The 14,753-nt window shown below is 61.1% G+C and carries 14 protein-coding genes and 1 riboswitch; of the genes, 6 read left to right on the top strand and 8 right to left on the bottom strand.

The window, feature by feature from the left end; genetic code table 11:
• Nucleotides 1-5: 5 nt before the first annotated feature.
• The 4 genes from QZR14_RS06500 to QZR14_RS06485 all read right to left on the bottom strand — a co-directional run bounded on the left by QZR14_RS06500 (nucleotide 6) and on the right by QZR14_RS06485 (nucleotide 2,763).
• Nucleotides 6-614 (bottom strand): YqiA/YcfP family alpha/beta fold hydrolase, encoded by a 609-nt coding sequence (locus QZR14_RS06500; protein ID WP_311996162.1) that lies wholly within the window; start codon nucleotides 612-614, stop codon nucleotides 6-8.
• A gap of 173 nt (nucleotides 615-787) precedes the next feature.
• Nucleotides 788-1,603: a 3',5'-cyclic-AMP phosphodiesterase gene (gene cpdA / locus QZR14_RS06495; protein WP_311996161.1), complete on the bottom strand. Its 816-nt coding sequence runs from the start codon at nucleotides 1,601-1,603 to the stop codon at nucleotides 788-790.
• Nucleotides 1,604-1,702: 99 nt separating this feature from the next.
• Nucleotides 1,703-2,155, bottom strand: coding sequence for a DUF1249 domain-containing protein (locus tag QZR14_RS06490; RefSeq protein WP_250602910.1), 453 nt, complete (start codon nucleotides 2,153-2,155; stop codon nucleotides 1,703-1,705).
• Complete coding sequence (locus QZR14_RS06485) at nucleotides 2,146-2,763, bottom strand: NUDIX domain-containing protein (RefSeq protein ID WP_250602909.1); 618 nt, start codon at nucleotides 2,761-2,763, stop codon at nucleotides 2,146-2,148. The genes QZR14_RS06490 and QZR14_RS06485 overlap by 10 nt, the downstream gene beginning before the upstream one ends.
• A 228-nt stretch (nucleotides 2,764-2,991) precedes the next feature.
• Here QZR14_RS06485 and QZR14_RS06480 point away from each other — a divergent pair, with 228 nt between their 5' ends.
• Nucleotides 2,992-3,738, top strand: coding sequence for an RsiV family protein (locus QZR14_RS06480; RefSeq protein WP_250602908.1), 747 nt, complete (start codon nucleotides 2,992-2,994; stop codon nucleotides 3,736-3,738).
• On the opposite strand, the gene cytX is transcribed toward QZR14_RS06480, so the two are convergent.
• A complete protein-coding gene (cytX, locus tag QZR14_RS06475) occupies nucleotides 3,707-4,999 on the bottom strand; it encodes a putative hydroxymethylpyrimidine transporter CytX (protein WP_311996160.1) in 1,293 nt (430 codons plus the stop codon). The genes QZR14_RS06480 and cytX overlap by 32 nt on opposite strands.
• 76 nt (nucleotides 5,000-5,075) lie before the next feature.
• Nucleotides 5,076-6,965 (bottom strand): phosphomethylpyrimidine synthase ThiC, encoded by a 1,890-nt coding sequence (gene thiC, locus QZR14_RS06470; RefSeq protein WP_311996159.1) that lies wholly within the window; start codon nucleotides 6,963-6,965, stop codon nucleotides 5,076-5,078.
• 146 nt (nucleotides 6,966-7,111) lie between these two features.
• Nucleotides 7,112-7,217: riboswitch (TPP riboswitch) on the bottom strand.
• Between the two features lie 206 nt (nucleotides 7,218-7,423).
• On the opposite strand from thiC, the gene QZR14_RS06465 reads away from it, so the two are divergent.
• Nucleotides 7,424-8,857 carry a TolC family outer membrane protein gene (locus tag QZR14_RS06465; RefSeq protein ID WP_250602905.1) on the top strand — a complete coding sequence of 478 codons (1,434 nt, stop codon included), beginning with the start codon at nucleotides 7,424-7,426 and terminating at the stop codon, nucleotides 8,855-8,857.
• Nucleotides 8,858-8,946: 89 nt separating this feature from the next.
• On the opposite strand, the gene waaA is transcribed toward QZR14_RS06465, so the two are convergent.
• Together waaA and QZR14_RS06455 are read right to left on the bottom strand one after the other, a co-directional pair.
• Nucleotides 8,947-10,221: a lipid IV(A) 3-deoxy-D-manno-octulosonic acid transferase gene (gene waaA, locus QZR14_RS06460; protein WP_311996158.1), complete on the bottom strand. Its 1,275-nt coding sequence runs from the start codon at nucleotides 10,219-10,221 to the stop codon at nucleotides 8,947-8,949.
• 11 nt (nucleotides 10,222-10,232) lie between these two features.
• Nucleotides 10,233-11,129 carry a LysR family transcriptional regulator gene (locus tag QZR14_RS06455; protein ID WP_311996157.1) on the bottom strand — a complete coding sequence of 299 codons (897 nt, stop codon included), beginning with the start codon at nucleotides 11,127-11,129 and terminating at the stop codon, nucleotides 10,233-10,235.
• Nucleotides 11,130-11,238: 109 nt separating this feature from the next.
• Between QZR14_RS06455 and QZR14_RS06450 the strand changes: the two genes are divergently transcribed.
• From QZR14_RS06450 to QZR14_RS06435, 4 genes are all read left to right on the top strand, one after another.
• Nucleotides 11,239-11,571, top strand: a complete 333-nt coding sequence (locus QZR14_RS06450; protein ID WP_016985677.1) for a DMT family transporter — start codon at nucleotides 11,239-11,241, stop codon at nucleotides 11,569-11,571.
• Between the two features lie 202 nt (nucleotides 11,572-11,773).
• Entirely contained in the window at nucleotides 11,774-12,949 is a 1,176-nt protein-coding gene (locus QZR14_RS06445) for an NAD(P)/FAD-dependent oxidoreductase (protein WP_311996156.1), read from the top strand.
• Nucleotides 12,946-13,758: an aldo/keto reductase gene (locus QZR14_RS06440; protein ID WP_311996155.1), complete on the top strand. Its 813-nt coding sequence runs from the start codon at nucleotides 12,946-12,948 to the stop codon at nucleotides 13,756-13,758. The genes QZR14_RS06445 and QZR14_RS06440 overlap by 4 nt, the downstream gene beginning before the upstream one ends.
• 31 nt (nucleotides 13,759-13,789) lie before the next feature.
• Nucleotides 13,790-14,752, top strand: a complete 963-nt coding sequence (locus QZR14_RS06435) for a metal ABC transporter ATPase (RefSeq protein WP_250602900.1) — start codon at nucleotides 13,790-13,792, stop codon at nucleotides 14,750-14,752.
• The last annotated feature ends 1 nt before the right edge of the window (nucleotide 14,753 follow it).

Genomic DNA, 14,753 nt, shown 5'->3' with positions numbered 1-14,753 from the left:
AGACTTCACAGTGCGGTGAAATCGATTGCCTGATACACATCGGCGCCAATGCCGGCAAAACTCAGCAACGCCGGCAATTGCCCGGCAAATCCCTGAAAACTGTGGTCGCCGCCGGCCTGAATGCGCAAGGCACAGGCGCGGTAATACTGCTGGGCGAGGCGATAATCCAGTGTTTCATCGCCGGTCTGCAACCATACCTGATAGCGCTGCGCTTCCTGAGGCGCCGGCACTTCCAGTTCGGCCAGGGCCGTGACGTGGTCGTGGGTCAAATCCCAGGTTTCATCGGTGTACAGGTTTTTCTGCGGGCCCAGATAGCCGTCGAACATCCGGTGCGGGCTGACCGCCGGGTTGACCAGCAGGGCTTTCAGGCCATGGCGCTCGGCCAAGTGAGTCGCATAGTAGCCGCCGAGTGAGCTTCCCACCAGCAGCGGGCTGCCCAGTTCGGCAATCGCTTGTTCCAACTGACCGATGGCTTCACGCGGGTGATGATGCAGGGCCGGGACACGCAGTTGCTCACTCAACCCCAGCTGTTCCATCACCGCGACCAGCTGACAGGCCTTTTTCGAGGCCGGGGCACTGTTGAAACCGTGGACATAGAGGATCGAACCGGACATTGGAGCTCCCTGGGTGTCGGCGAAAGATAGCGGAGTTTACAGGGAGTCAGGGCAGGATGGGCCATCCAAATGATGCCTGGCTGCATCCTGTAGGAGCTGCCGAAGGCTGCGATCTTTTGATTCTGTTTTTAAGATAAAAAGATCGCAGCCTGCGGCAGCTCCTACAGGGATTATCAATAGCCGTCAGAGCCGTAGTCGACGGTGAAGGCGAAATTGATGACGCGTTCCACGCCAGTTTCCAACCGCCCATCCGGCAACAGCCGTAACCAGCGATACCCCGGCGCCTGCTCCCCCACCTTGAAATCCTCACTGCCCGGCTCAAACTGAATGCATGTCGAAGGCGAAGCCATCAGTCGCACGCCATTGCGCTGGCGATCAATCTCCTGATGCACATGCCCCCACAACACCGCGCGGGCCTGTGGAAAACGATCCAGCACCTCGAAAAACGCTTCAGGATTGCGCAAACCAATTGGCTCCATCCACGCGCAGCCAATCGGAACCGGATGATGGTGAAAGCACACCAGATGATGCCGCTCCGGCGCTTCGCTCAGCGAACGGGCCAGCAGCTGCAATTGATCGTCCTGCAAATACCCCGGCACTGAGCCGGGTACAGCCGAATCCAGCATCGTCACCCGCCAGTTGCCGATGTCCACAATCGGTTCCAGCAATGCGCTTTGCACGGCGGCAACCGCCATGATCTGTGGCTCATCGTGATTACCGGGTATCCAGCGCGCCGGCGCATCGATCTGCGCGCTCATCTGGCGAAACTGTTGATACGACTCCAGCGTGCCGTCCTGGGAAATATCGCCAGTGGCCAGAATCAGGTCGATCTGCGGCTGTTGCCCAAGTACCAACTCGATGACTTTTTGCAGGCTCTCGCGGGTGTTCATGCCCAGCAGCGAGCCACCCGTTCCAGCAAACAGATGGCTGTCGGACAGCTGCACAAGCATCGCCGCATCGGCGGTGGTCAACGTGGATACGCTCGGCAAGGCGTTCTCCCAAGGCAAAAGCACGGAATCGATCAAGTGCCGCAATTATGCTGGGGGATCACGCAAAGAGGAAACCGCCGAACCGGACGCAGTTCACAACTAGCGTACGACTTCGTACTCGTGCCCCAACGCCAGACAATGGCTCAGCCATTCCCCCAGGAACAGATTGAGCTGGGCCTTTTCATCCGGCTGATGCATTGCTGCATTCGGGTAAGGATAGATGCCGCGAAAGCGCCGTGCATGTTCGGCGCTGATCACTTCGGCCATGCGCGCGTCGTGATACACCTGCACTTCCAGTTGCGGCACCGGCAGCCATGGCAGGCTGTGTTCCTGACGCACTTGCAAGGTGGTGGTGTACGGGCAGGTCTGCAGCACTTCGAGGGTCAGCACGCCGAGCATCTGCTCGCCCTGGGTCACGGCAATGCGCCGCGCCTCGGGATCGTTGCGCATGTCCGGCAACAGTCGCATCAGGCGCGCGTAGTTGGCCTCGCAGGCGGCTTGCAGCCCCGCAAGGTCGACTCGATAGCGATCGCGCAACTTGTTTACGACCATAACCCCCTCACTTCGGCGCGGTTCAGCGCCAGCCACTGCAAAGCGATGATGCTCGCCGCGTTGGCAATGCGTCCGTCACGGACGGCCTGCAAGGCATCTTCAAAAGCCCAGACCGTGACGCGGATATCTTCTGCCTCTTCTTCCAGGCCATGCAGGCCGCCAACGCCGTCGGTACTGCAACGCCCCAGGTACAAATGCACGAATTCGTTGCTGCCCCCCGGCGACGGGAAATATTTGGTCATTGGCCACAGAGCCTTGATGTCCAGACCAGCTTCCTCCTGTGCCTCGCGGTGAGCAACTTCTTCCGGTTGCTCATCCTTGTCGATCAGACCAGCGACCAGTTCGACCAGCCACGGGTTGTCAGCCTTGCCCATGGCGCCGACGCGAAACTGCTCGATCAGCACCACTTCATCGCGCTGCGGATCGTAAGGCAACACGCACACGGCGTCGTGGCGCACGAAGATTTCACGGTTGATCTCGCGGCTCATGCCACCGGCGAACAATTCATGGCGCAGGTGCAAACGCTCGAGTTTGTAAAAACCCTCGTAGCAGCGCTCGCGTCGCACGACGTCGACGGTGGTCGGAATGGCGTTGGCAAAATCAGTCATGAGCATCCTCTGTACTGCAGATCCATTACGAGGTGCCTTCGTGTGACCGGCAGCCTCGACTTCGCGCCATCCTAACGCGCCCGCACGGTTTGATGCAGCCCCTTTACCGTCAGCGGGATGGACGGTGGCGGCGAAACCCACTCTAATTAGCTTAGTGGCGAACTGACTGCTTCTGCGAGAGTCGAAGCGGATATCTTTTTGCCTTCCCCTGCTTTCGAAAGGACGCCCATGTCGCTTTTCAAAATTGCCTCCGTGGCCGCCATTGCCCTGACCCTCGGCGCGTGCGCAAGCCTGTTCCAGCCCAACTACCGCACACCGCTGGAAACCACCCGCGATGCGTCGGAACAACTGAAACCGGGCTGTTCCAACCCGGATTGCCCGCTGGTGAACATCGATACCCTGCGTTTCCCGGCCGAACCTGCGCTGGACGGCATCATCGAAAAACGCCTGCTGCAAATGACCCGCACCGAGCAAAACGCCCCGGTGGCGCCAACCCTGGCGGCCTACCGCGAGCAATTTCTGGCCAGCGCCGGCCCGCGCAACAGCAGCTACCTGCAAGCGAAAGTACGCGAGCAGCATGACGGCTTGGTGATCATCGAGTTGTCGAGCTACCTCGACACCGGCGGCGCCCATGGCACACCGGGTCGCGGTTTCATCAACTATTCGCGCCAGCAACACAAAGTGCTGAACCTGTCCGACATGCTCGTGCCGGGTCAGGAAGAGGCGTTCTGGAAAGCGGCGCAAGTGGCGCACAACAGTTGGTTGATCAGCACCAAGCTCGACCAGGAAGCGGACTTTGTGAAGAGCTGGCCGTTCGTGAAAACCCCGAACGTGGCGCTGACCTATGGCGGCGTGATCCTCAAGTACGACGTGAGCACCATTGCGCCTTACGCGCTGGGCCACGTCGAACTGAAGATCCCTTACCCGCGTCTGAACGGCATTCTCAAGCCCGAGCTGTTTCCCGGCCGTAACTGAAGGCCCGGCCCAGCACCAGCTGCAACAGCCCTGCCAGCACCAGCGCCGGCAGGGTTGCGCCGACATCCGGATACAGATTCGCCAGCAAGTGATAGGTGCTCACGCCACCCAGCCACGCCAACAACGCCGGCCAGCGCAACGCGGCTGACGCGACTTGAGCACTGCGCTTGCGCAGGATGAAGTGATCGACCAGCACCACGCCGAACAGCGGCGCAAACACCGAGCCGATCAACAGCAGGAAATTCTGGTACTGCGCCAATGGCGCCAGCAGGGCGATCAGCGTGCAGAGCACACCAATAGCCAAAGCCAGATGCTCGACTTTCAGGCGCAACAGAATCCCGCTCGATACCGCTGCCGAATGAATGTCGGCGAAAGCGTTTTCCGACTCATCGAGCAGAATCAGCAGCAACGGAATGCCCAGTCCGGCACCGGCCAATGCGAGCAGCAGCGCGTTGACTTCACCGCTCGGCGCGAACGCCAGGGTGTAGGCGACGCCGAGGCTCATCAGCCAGAAGTTGCCGATGAAGAAACCGACGGCAGTGCCACCAAAGACATTCTTCGCACGCTTGCCGAAACGCGAGTAGTCGGCAATCAGCGGCAACCACGACAGCGGCATCGCGATGGCGATGTCGAAGCCCACGGCGAACGGCATCGAACCGTCACCGGCACGCGACCAGAGATCGGCCAGATCGGCTTTGGCGAACAGGTTCCAGGTCAGCCACAGGCACGCCGCGAGCAACAGCCAGATGCCCCACTTGCGCAGGATCTGGCGCACAAATGTCAGCGGCCCGCTGACCGCGAGCAAGGTTGCCAGCGCACCGAAAAACAGCGTCCACAACACCGGGTTCGACCACAACGAACCTTCGCTGAACGCACGAGTGCCGAGCAGGCTGGCGGCGTCGCGCATGACGATGATTTCGAACGAGCCCCAACCGATCAATTGCAGCAGGTTGAGCAGCGCCGGCAGGCTCGCGCCTTTGCTGCCGAGGCTGAGTTTCAGCGCGGCCATCGACGACAGGCCAGTGTCACTGCCGATCACGCCGACAGCGGCCAGCAGCAAAACGCCGACCAGCGTGCCGAGGAAAATCGCCAACAGCGAACCGGACAGGCCCAGGCCTGGCGCGAGCAATGCGCCGGTCTGCAAAACCATCAGGCCGATACCGAGGGAGAACCACAGGGAAAACAGATCGCGACCGCCGAATACACGCTTGTCGGCGGGCACGGCGAGGTCGGGGGAATAGGTGCTGGGCTGAATGCTCAAGGGTGTTATCTCAGAGGGACATTTTTGTTGTGTTGTGATCGTTCCCACGCTCTGCGTGGGAACGATCAGTACGGGGTCAAACCTTCTTGTACAGCTGACTGCCTTCCTTCTTGAACCGCTCGGCCTGTTCCGCGAGGCCTTGGGCGACGTCCACGTCGACCGCGTCGATCCGCTGGTTGGCCGCGTATTCGCGGACTTCCTGAGTGATCTTCATCGAACAGAATTTCGGTCCGCACATCGAACAGAAGTGCGCGACCTTGGCCGAATCCTTCGGCAGGGTTTCATCGTGATAAGAACGCGCGGTGTCCGGATCAAGCCCCAAGTTGAACTGGTCTTCCCAACGGAACTCGAAACGCGCCTTGCTCAAAGCGTTGTCGCGAATCTGTGCGCCCGGATGCCCTTTGGCCAAGTCCGCAGCGTGCGCGGCGATCTTGTAGGTGATGATCCCGGTCTTCACGTCATCCTTGTTCGGCAGGCCCAGGTGTTCTTTCGGCGTCACGTAGCAGAGCATGGCGCAACCGAACCAGCCGATCATCGCCGCACCGATACCGGAGGTGATGTGGTCGTAGCCCGGTGCGATGTCGGTGGTCAGTGGGCCGAGGGTGTAGAACGGTGCCTCGTCGCAGCACTCGAGCTGCTTGTCCATGTTCTCTTTGATCAACTGCATCGGCACGTGGCCCGGGCCTTCGATCATGGTTTGCACGTCGTGCTTCCAGGCGATCTTGGTCAGTTCGCCGAGGGTTTCCAGTTCGCCGAATTGGGCGGCATCGTTGGCGTCGGCAATCGACCCCGGACGCAAGCCATCACCCAGCGAGAAGCTGACGTCATAGGCTTTCATGATTTCGCAGATTTCTTCGAAATGCGTGTAGGCGAAGTTTTCCTTGTGATGCGCCAGGCACCACTTGGCCATGATCGAGCCGCCACGGGATACGATGCCGGTCACGCGTTTGGCGGTCAGCGGCACGTAGCGCAGCAGTACGCCGGCGTGGATGGTGAAGTAGTCGACGCCCTGCTCGGCTTGCTCGATCAGTGTGTCGCGGAACAGCTCCCAGGTCAGGTCCTCAGCGGCCCCGCCGACTTTTTCCAGCGCCTGATAGATCGGCACCGTACCGATCGGCACCGGCGAGTTACGGATGATCCACTCGCGGGTTTCGTGAATGTGCTTGCCGGTGGACAAGTCCATGATGTTGTCCGCGCCCCAGCGAATACCCCAGGTCAGTTTCGCCACTTCTTCTTCGATCGAAGAACCCAGGGCGCTGTTGCCGATATTGCCGTTGATCTTCACCAGGAAGTTACGGCCGATGATCATCGGTTCCAGTTCGGTGTGGTTGATGTTGGCCGGAATGATTGCGCGGCCACGGGCGATCTCGTCACGCACGAATTCCGGAGTGATGATTTTCGGCACACTGGCGCCGAAGCTGTGGCCCGGGTGCTGCTGATCGAGCAGGCCGGCGGCGCGGGCCACCTCGAGTTTCATGTTTTCGCGGATGGCGACGAATTCCATCTCGGGCGTGATGATGCCCTGACGTGCATAGTGCATTTGCGTGACGTTGGCCCCAGCCTTGGCGCGGCGCGGGTTGTTGACGTGGGCAAAGCGCAGCTTGGTCAGTTCCGGATCGGCGAGGCGCTCGCGACCGAAGTTGGAACTCAGACCCGCCAGACGCTCGGTGTCGCCACGGTCGTCGATCCACGCCGAACGCACATCGGCCAGGCCTTTGCGCACGTCGATCACTACGTTCGGATCGGTGTACGGGCCCGAGGTGTCGTAGACGGTGACCGGCGCGTTGATTTCGCCGCCGAAGTCGGTCGGGGTCACATCGAGGGTGATTTCGCGCATCGGCACGCGGATGTCCGGGCGCGAGCCCTGAACGTAGACTTTTTGCGAACGGGTGAACGGCTTGACCGATTGCTCGTCGACCTTGGCCGAGTCACTCAGGTTGATCGCGTTTTTTGATTTTGTAGTCATCACGGGCTCTCCAGACAGCATCCAGGCAGTGGATTGTCGGAGCAGAACCTGAAAGGCACGGACGCACCAGGACCGGTGCTGTGCATCGTCGTCGAGCGTTCGATTGTCGAACAATTTCCCGGACGAAGCACAAGAGGACTCGCCGGGTGACGAGAAATCTTGTTCCCTACGCAGGCGCTAACCTGATCAGGTTCAACGGGATCCGAAATTATTCGATCTCAGCCTCATAGCAAGGCACCCCGACAAGAACCCGGCCAGTCTAGACACAACCGGCAAAGAACGCCAACACCGCAGTAAACACCGTGATGAATGGCATAAATACAGGGGCTTGGCCGATTGTTGTGAGGCGATTGCGCAACTACACTCGCTTTGCCCCGCCACGCCTTGACGCTGTGGGGCCTGCGCCTTACCTTTGGCGCCCGGATTACTTCCATAATATTAATGCTAGGGATCGCCTCATGCTGCGCAAACTTTCACTGGCTCTTGCCGTGTCTTGTGCGTCCAACGCAATGGCCTGGGCAGCAGAAGCGCCCTTGTCGACCAAAACCGATCTGGTCAGCGTCTATCAGGAGGCGGTCGACAACAACGCCGATCTCGCCGCCGCCCGTGCCCAGTACGGCGCCCAGAAAGAAGTGGTGCCGCAGGCCCGCGCCGGGCTGCTGCCGAACCTGTCGGGCGGCGCTGAGGTGGCCAATGTGCGTACCTCAATCGATCAGCCCTCGGCCACCGCCAACCGCAGTGCGCATTCCTATCAGGCGACGCTGGCCCAGCCGCTGTTCCGCGCCGATCGCTGGTTCCAGTACCAGGCGGCCAAAGACGTCAACGAACAAGCCGCGTTGCAACTGTCGGCGACCGAGCAGAACCTGATCCTGCAATCGGCCGAAAGCTATTTCAACGTGCTGCGCAGCCAGGACAACCTCGCCTCGACCAAGGCTGAAGAAGCCGCGTTCAAGCGCCAGCTCGATCAGTCCAATGAGCGCTTCGATGTCGGCCTGTCGGACAAGACCGACGTGCTGCAATCGCAAGCCAGCTACGACACCGCACGGGCCAACCGTATCGTTGCGCAGCGCCAGGTCGATGATGCGTTCGAAGCGCTGATCACCCTGACCAACCGCCAGTACAACTCGATTCAGGGCATCGTCCACACGCTGCCGATCCTGCCGCCGGCGCCCAACGATGCGAAATCCTGGGTCGACACGGCGGCGCGACAGAACCTCAATCTGCTCGCCAGCAATTACGCGGTCAGCTCCGCCGAGCAAACCCTCAAGCAGCGCAAGGCCGGCCACTTGCCGACCCTCGATGCCGTGGCCAAATACGAAAAGGGTGACAACGACGCCCTGGGTTTTTCCAATCCGAACGCCTTTGGCGTGCCGTATCGTGACAACGTCGAACAGAGCACGGTCGGCCTGCAACTGAACATCCCGATCTACAGCGGCGGGCTGACCAGCTCGCAAGTGCGCCAGTCTTATGAGCAACTGAACCAGAGCGAACAACAACGCGAATCCCTGCGCCGGCAGGTCGTCGAGAACACCCGCAACCTGCACCGCGCGGTGAACACCGACGTCGAGCAGGTGCAGGCGCGGCGTCAATCGATCATTTCCAACCAGAGCGCGGTGGAAGCTACCGAGATTGGGTATCAGGTCGGCACGCGCAACATCGTTGACGTGCTCGATGCACAGCGTCAGCTGTACACCTCGGTGCGCAACTACAACAACACCCGCTACGACTACATCCTCGATAACCTGCGTTTGAAGCAGGCAGCGGGGACATTGAACCCCGGGGATCTGGAAGACCTGCGGCGTTATCTGAAAGCCGACTACAACCCGGACAAGGATTTCCTCCCGCCGGATCTGGCCAAGGCTGCCGAAGCGCAGCTCAAGGCGCGGCCTTAAGCCTTAAAAGCAAACGATCGCAGCCTTCGGCAGCGCCTGCAGGAAACGTATTCCAATGCAGGAGTTGCCGAAGGCTGCGATCGTTTGGCTTACTTGATCAGTCTGCCCAAGCCATCCAGCAAACGCTGCAACGCACCCTGATTGCGGCGCATCACCGCCAGCCCGGCCTCAGCCATGCGCTGCGCATCACGCGGCAGTTCAAACAGGCGCTGCACTTCCACCGCCAGTCCTTCGGCATCATCGACCTCGGCCAACGCCCCGGCTTCGCGCAATTGCGCGGCGATGTCGAGGAAGTTGAACAGGTGCGGGCCGCTGATCACCGGTTTGGCCAAGACTGCCGGCTCCAGCAGATTGTGCCCGCCGTTGGCTACCAGGCTGCCGCCGACAAACGCGCTGTCCGCCAAGGCATAGAGAAACAGCAACTCGCCCATGGTGTCGCCGAGCAGCACGCTCGTTTGCGCGTCAACATTGGCCCCGGTTGAACGCCGCAGCGTGGCAAAGCCTTCGCGCTGGCACAGTTCGAACACCGAGTTGAAGCGTTCCGGGTGACGCGGCACCAGAATCAGCAACGCATCCGGATGATTGGTCAGCAAGCGCCGATGGGCGTCGAGGATCACTTCGTCCTCGCCTTCGTGAGTGCTGGCAGCGATCCACACCGGACGCTCCAGCGCCTGCCACTGGCTACGCAAGTCAGCAGCACGTTGCAGCAATTGCGGGTCGATGGTCAGGTCGAATTTGATCGAACCGGTGACCTCGACTGTTTCCAAACGCGCGCCCAGATCGCGGAAGCGCTGAGCTTCGGCTTCGGTCTGCACGGCGAACAAACTCATTTCGGCAAGCATCGGCGCGGTCAGTTTGCTGAAGCGGCCATAGCCTTTGGCGGAACGCTCGGACAAGCGTCCATTGGCCAGCGCCACCGGAACTCCACGCTTGGCGCACTGATGAATGTGATTGGGCCACAGTTCGGTTTCCATGATCACCGCAAGCTTGGGCTGAACGCGATCCAGAAACCGCGCCGCCGCACAGGGCAAGTCGTACGGCAGATAGCAATGCTGGATGCGCGGCTCATTGGCGAACAGCGCCTGAATCCGCTCCGAACCGGTCGGGGTCATGCAGGTCACGGTGATCGGCAGTTGTGGATAACGTTGTAGCAACGCACGGATCATCGGTGCCGCAGCAATGCTTTCGCCCACCGATACCGCGTGCACCCAGATCCCGCCGGGTTGCAGGGTCGGCATGCCGTAGGAGAATCGTTCGCCAATCCGTTTGGCATACGCCGGCGCCTTGCGCGCACGCAGCCATAGCCGAATCGCCACCAATGGCAGCCCCAGGTAAAACAGCGCGGTGTAGAGAGTTCTATTCATGGCGGCGGAGTTTATCGACTTTTGTCGCCGATCGCCCGCAAGTGCACGGCAAAACGTTCCGCCAGCCAGCGCGCGGCCGGGCCGAGCGGCTCATCGCGGCGCCAGACCAGTTCCACCACCAGCGCCGGTGGGGTCCATTCGCTGGCCAGTTCGACCATCAAGCCCTGATACGCCGAGTACTGCACCACATGCCGGGGCAACCAGGCCCAGCCGAGGTCGCGCACCAGCCATTCGGACATGACGTAAAAACTGTCGGCGCGCCACACCTGCGGGCTGGCCGGCTCGTTGCCGGGATAGACGCTGGTTTGCGTCGACATCAGCAATTGCCGGTGTTGCGCCAGTTGCTGGCAGGTCACGTAAGACTGCTTCGCCAACGGATGGTTGATCCCACAGACGGTGACCATTTCGACGCTGCCGAGCACGCGGCGCTCCAGGGCTTCGGGAATTTCGTCGTGATAGAACAACAGGCCGAGGTCGGCGCGACGCTCGACCAGTTTGCGCGCGACTTCCCCTTGCGCGGCGCTGGTCAGTTGCACTTCCAGGCTGGGGAATTGCTCGGCCAGTTCACCGAAACTTTCCACCAGTGCCTGATACGGCATCGCCTCATCCTGGGCCACGCGCAGTTGCGCTTCCTGGCCACGCATCATCGCCATGGCACGGCCGTTGAGGCGTTCGCATTGACGCAACACTTCCCGCGCTTCTTCGAGGAGTGCTTCCCCGGCCTCAGTGAGGCTAGGCTGGCGACCGCTGCTACGCTCGAACAGGCTCACGCCAAGGTCATCCTCAAGCATGGCTATGGCGCTGCTGATCGCCGACTGCGCTTTACGCTGCTGGCGCGCCACGGCCGAAAACGAGCGGTGTTCGGCGACGTCGACAAACACCCGAAGCTGATCGAGATTCCATTGCATGCTGAGCCACCAACCCATCTTCAAAACAGATAGGTAATGACTTTACCCCATCTGGCGAATCTCTAAAATGCCGCCTCAGCAAGCAACGTTTCACATTGAGGATTTGAACATGAACGCCTACGCCTACCTGGCCATTGCCATCTGCGCCGAAGTGATCGCCACCGTGTCGATGAAAGCCGTCAAAGGCTTCAGCACGCCGCTGCCATTGGTACTGGTGATCGTCGGCTATGCGATTGCGTTCTGGATGCTGACGCTGGTGGTGCGCACCGTTCCGGTCGGCGTGGCCTACGCGGTCTGGGCCGGTATGGGCATTGTGATGGTCAGCGTGGCGGCACTGTTTATCTATGGGCAGAAGCTGGACATCCCGGCGATGTTGGGGATGGCGTTGATCGTGCTGGGCGTGGTGGTGATTCAATTGTTCTCGAAAACCGCCGGCCATTAACTGCCAGACTCAATCCCCTGTGGGAGCGAGCCTGCTCGCGAATGCGGTACATCAGTCAACACATATGTCGACTGGCATTCCCTCTTCGCGAGCAGGCTCGCTCCCACATTGGCCCATATGTTCGGCATGTTGATCATCGACAAATCCGCCCCTTTCCCGAGTCTGTATACTGCGCCCTCGTCTTGAACACTGAGGTCGCTGCATGCCATCCGTTATTTCCACCGACGTTCTGATTGTCGGCGCTGGTGTCGCCGGCCTCTGGCTGAACGCGCGTCTGCGCCGTCAGGGTTTTTCGACCGTGCTGGTGGAAAGCGCCAGCCTTGGCGGCGGGCAAAGCGTGAAGTCCCAGGGCATCATCCACGGCGGCGCCAAGTACGCGTTGCACGGTGCGCTGACTGGCGCCTCGGAGGCCATCGCCGACATGCCGCGCCGCTGGCGTGAAGCGCTGGCCGGCAGTGGCGAACTGGATCTGTCCGGCGTACGCCTGCTGTCCGAGGCCCATTACCTGTGGTCGCCGGGCACCCTCGCCGGCAACCTCACCAGTTTCTTCGCCAGTAAAGCCGTGCGTGGCCGGGTCGATCAGGTCAAGGGCGATCAATTGCCGCCAGCCCTGCAAGACAAACGCTTCAAGGGCAAGGTCTATCGCCTCGCCGAATTGGTGGTTGACGTGCCGAGCCTGATCCAGCGCCTGGCCGATCTGGCCGGTGACGGCCTGCTCGCCGGGCAAACCATCGAGCCGCTGCTGGAAGCGGGCGTGCTGGTCGGTTTGAGAGTCGACGGTCGCGAGATTCACGCCCAACGCATTGTCCTCAGCGCCGGTGCCGGCACGGCTCAACTGCTCGAAGACCTTGGCCTGACTCAGCCGGCCATGCAACGCCGGCCGCTGCACATGATCATCGCCAAAGGCCCGGGCCTGAAACCGCTGTACGCCCACTGCCTGGGCGGCGGCACCAAACCGCGCATCACCGTGACCACGCACCCGGCCGCTGATGGCCAGTGGGTCTGGTACATGGGTGGCGATATCGCCGAGAGCGAGGGTGTGAACCGCGAGCCGGCCGAGCAGATCGCCACCGCGCAGAAAGAGATCGCGCAATTGTTACCGTGGATCGACCTCAGCACCACGCAATGGGCGACCCTGCGGGTTGACCGTGCCGAGCCGCTGCAAACCGGGCTGACGCGCCCGGACAACGCCTTCCTCGCCGAACAGGGCCGCTTGCTGGTCGGCTGGCCAACCAAACTGGCGCTGGCGCCGGACTTTGCTGACCGGGTCATCGCCGCCCTCGAGCGCGACGGCATCCAGCCGCAAGCCAGCGAACCGTTGCCCGCCCTGCCCAAACCACCGCTGGGCGTTCCTGCCTGGGAGCAACTGTTGCCATGACCATTGCCACCCTGCACGACCTTCATCGAGCGTTGGGCAGCACCGGCCTGACGGTTTCGCCGCTGGGCCTGGGCACGGTCAAACTCGGCCGCGACCAAGGGGTGAAATACCCCAACGGTTTTCAGATTCCCGGCGACGACGAAGCGCGGATGCTACTGCGTCAGGCGCGCGATCTGGGCATCAACCTGATCGACACCGCCCCGGCCTACGGTCGCAGTGAAGAACGCCTTGGCCCGCTGCTACGCGGCCAGCGTCAAGACTGGGTGATCGTCAGCAAGGTCGGCGAAGAGTTTGCCGACGGCCTGTCGCATCATGATTTCAGCGCAGCACACACACGGATGTCGGTGGAGCGCAGCCTGCAACGTCTTGAAACCGATTTTATCGACCTGGTGCTGGTGCATTCCGACGGCAACGACATGGCGATCCTTGAGCATGAAGAGGTTTACGCGACACTCGCCGCGCTCAAGGCCGAAGGCAAGATTCGCGGCTTCGGGTTTTCCGGCAAAACTGTCGAAGGTGGCTTGAAAGCACTGGAGCAAGGCGACTGCGCGATGGTCACCTACAATCTGAACGAACAAAACGAGAAGGCTGTCATTGACTATGCTGCTGCCCACGGCAAAGCCATTCTGGTGAAAAAAGCCCTGGCCAGCGGTCACGTATGCCTCAGCCCGGGCGTGGACCCGGTGCGCGCCAGCTTCGAATTGCTGTTCGCACAACCTGGCGTGGCCAGTGCTATTGTCGGGACGATCAATCCGCTGCACCTCGCCCACAACGTTGCGACCGTTGCCCAGGTCCTACGTGGTCACTGACGCCGCCTCGCGGCCTTAAGCAGGAGCCGATATGCCGCGCACGCTCATCAGAAAGAACCCGAGTAACTTCAAGACCCTGCCGTTGTATGTCGAAGCCACCCCCGAAGGTCTGACCTACCAGAGCGTCGGCATGCCACTGAACTTCGCGCAGACCTTGCAGCGGCGCAAACCGGTAAGCGTGACCGACACCGAGCGCTTCTCGCTGGAACTGGCCAATCTCGGAGTTTCCGTGCGCCTGACCCTGCATTGGCAGAATCGCGATTATTGGGTGCTGGTGCGCCAGCGCCGACAGGATCGCGGCGACGTGGTGCTCAAATTGATTTCCGGTTACGTGCCAGCTCACGAGCTGAATATTCCGCTGCACACAGCCATTCAGGAAATTGCCGAAGAGTGCTTGCTGGAGACACCGGAAGGCTGGCTCGGCGGGCGCTTCAACGATACCTGGCTGCCGGCGCCCTACTCTGCTGCATTGCATTATCGCGAAGCGCTGCCGTTTCGCCTGACCCCGCTGTCCGGCTCGGCGCGACCGATACGTAGCGCCAATCTGCAATTGCTCGAACGCCCACGGGCCTACGTGCATCTGCCGACCGCATCGTTGCAATTGATCTACGACTTGCGTCTGGATGTGCCCAAGGAAGCCAAATCCCTGAGCCTGTTTCACGTCGACGAGCGTCTGGAGGGTGATCAACTGGTGGCCCGACTCGACCGCAAACGGCCTGACCTGTACTTGATGCCACTCAAGGACGGTGCGCCACTGGCCGAGTTGTACACGCTCAAGCGCGACAAACTCGTTCCCGCCAGCACCCGAGGTCTGTACCTGGCCGAGAGCTTCGCCACGCAAACCGGTTGGGTCGTGCGCGAGGAGCGGATTCGCTGGAAAGACTGGTTGGTGCAGCAGGGCCTGCAACCGGCCAAAGCCCCGCGTCAGGGGCTCAAGCAATTGAGTATCAAGGCGCTGCGACTGGTCGGTCTGGGCAAGAAAACCGGCAAATAGC

Source organism: Pseudomonas sp. rhizo66 (assembly GCF_031931925.1).
In the GTDB taxonomy this organism is placed as follows: domain Bacteria; phylum Pseudomonadota; class Gammaproteobacteria; order Pseudomonadales; family Pseudomonadaceae; genus Aquipseudomonas.
Note: the sequence above shows the minus strand (reverse complement) of the source record. Positions and strands in the feature narration are given on the sequence as shown.

Bases quoted from the DNA above. Each gene is read 5' to 3' on its own strand.
- QZR14_RS06500 (WP_311996162.1), bottom strand. From the start codon at position 614: ATGTCCGGTTCGATCCTCTATGTCCACGGTTTCAACAGTGCCCCGGCC.
- QZR14_RS06490 (WP_250602910.1), bottom strand. From the start codon at position 2,155: ATGGTCGTAAACAAGTTGCGCGATCGCTATCGAGTCGACCTTGCGGGG.
- QZR14_RS06485 (WP_250602909.1), bottom strand. From the start codon at position 2,763: ATGACTGATTTTGCCAACGCCATTCCGACCACCGTCGACGTCGTGCGA.
- QZR14_RS06480 (WP_250602908.1), top strand. From the start codon at position 2,992: ATGTCGCTTTTCAAAATTGCCTCCGTGGCCGCCATTGCCCTGACCCTC.
- thiC (WP_311996159.1), bottom strand. From the start codon at position 6,965: ATGACTACAAAATCAAAAAACGCGATCAACCTGAGTGACTCGGCCAAG.
- QZR14_RS06465 (WP_250602905.1), top strand. From the start codon at position 7,424: ATGCTGCGCAAACTTTCACTGGCTCTTGCCGTGTCTTGTGCGTCCAAC.
- waaA (WP_311996158.1), bottom strand. From the start codon at position 10,221: ATGAATAGAACTCTCTACACCGCGCTGTTTTACCTGGGGCTGCCATTG.
- QZR14_RS06455 (WP_311996157.1), bottom strand. From the start codon at position 11,129: ATGCAATGGAATCTCGATCAGCTTCGGGTGTTTGTCGACGTCGCCGAA.
- QZR14_RS06450 (WP_016985677.1), top strand. From the start codon at position 11,239: ATGAACGCCTACGCCTACCTGGCCATTGCCATCTGCGCCGAAGTGATC.
- QZR14_RS06445 (WP_311996156.1), top strand. From the start codon at position 11,774: ATGCCATCCGTTATTTCCACCGACGTTCTGATTGTCGGCGCTGGTGTC.
- QZR14_RS06440 (WP_311996155.1), top strand. From the start codon at position 12,946: ATGACCATTGCCACCCTGCACGACCTTCATCGAGCGTTGGGCAGCACC.
- QZR14_RS06435 (WP_250602900.1), top strand. From the start codon at position 13,790: ATGCCGCGCACGCTCATCAGAAAGAACCCGAGTAACTTCAAGACCCTG.